Source organism: Streptomyces sp. MMG1533 (genome assembly GCF_001279775.1).
In the GTDB taxonomy this organism is placed as follows: Bacteria; Actinomycetota; Actinomycetes; order Streptomycetales; family Streptomycetaceae; genus Streptomyces.
Genome location: NZ_LGDG01000121.1, coordinates 1 through 520, shown reverse-complemented (window position 1 = coordinate 520; position 520 = coordinate 1). Strand labels below are relative to the sequence as shown.

The window sequence follows — 520 nt, the reverse complement described above, 5'->3', positions numbered from 1 at the left end:
TCACCGACCTGATCCTCAACATCAAGCAGCTGGTCGTCTCCTCGGAGCACGACGAGCCGGTCGTGATGTACCTGCGCAAGCAGGGCCCGGGTCTGGTCACCGCCGCCGACATCGCGCCGCCGGCCGGTGTCGAGGTGCACAACCCCGACCTCGTCCTCGCCACGCTCAACGGCAAGGGCAAGCTGGAGATGGAGCTGACGGTCGAGCGTGGCCGCGGTTACGTCTCCGCCGTGCAGAACAAGCAGGTGGGCCAGGAGATCGGCCGTATCCCGGTCGACTCCATCTACAGCCCCGTGCTGAAGGTCACGTACAAGGTCGAGGCGACCCGTGTCGAGCAGCGCACCGACTTCGACAAGCTGATCGTCGACGTCGAGACCAAGCAGGCCATGCGTCCGCGTGACGCCATGGCGTCGGCCGGCAAGACCCTGGTCGAGCTGTTCGGTCTGGCCCGCGAGCTCAACATCGACGCCGAGGGCATCGACATGGGCCCGTCCCCCACGGACGCCGCCCTTGCCGCCGA

1 protein-coding gene is annotated in these 520 nt (G+C 67.3%); it reads left to right on the top strand.

Going from position 1 to position 520, the window contains the following annotated elements:
* The coding region (locus ADK57_RS13250; protein ID WP_420711856.1) for a DNA-directed RNA polymerase subunit alpha at window positions 1-520 on the top strand (520 nt) is incomplete at both ends.